The 408-nt window shown below is 56.1% G+C and carries 1 protein-coding gene; it reads right to left on the reverse strand.

The features are described from left to right. On the reverse strand, positions 1-252 hold a 252-nt coding region (locus tag KDL01_RS42445; protein ID WP_212534344.1), incomplete at its 3' end, for a hypothetical protein. Positions 253-408 lie beyond the last annotated feature (156 nt).

Genomic DNA, 408 nt, shown 5'->3' on the forward strand with positions numbered 1-408 from the left:
TGTGAACTGGGTCGCCAAGTCTCCCTTCCCGGACAGGATGTCACTCGCATCCCGCACAAGCGCGGCAGCCGCCTTCGCGTCACCAGATTCCTTCAACATTTCATCGATCTTGGCCAGCATCTGAGGGGAGGCAACCGCCAGTTTTCGTACGTTTTGCTTGGTCACCTCGTCGATCGACTCATTGTTAATGATCGTCTGAAACACGCTGCCATTGTTAGTCTGAATATACTGATCAATTGCCGTCCCGGCCATGCTTCCCTCCTTCACAGGACGTATTGCTCACCAGCGAGGGCGCGCGGTCCAGGCTCAGGTGAAAGGATGAAGCGCACTCGCCTTCACTCTTGGACTGCCCAAGCGGACCAGCCAGTATGAGTGCGATCAAGACCGCAGCAACAGCCGAGACAGTAG

The sequence above is a fragment of the Actinospica durhamensis genome, from assembly GCF_018139695.1.
Lineage (GTDB): Bacteria > Actinomycetota > Actinomycetes > Streptomycetales > Catenulisporaceae > Actinospica > Actinospica durhamensis.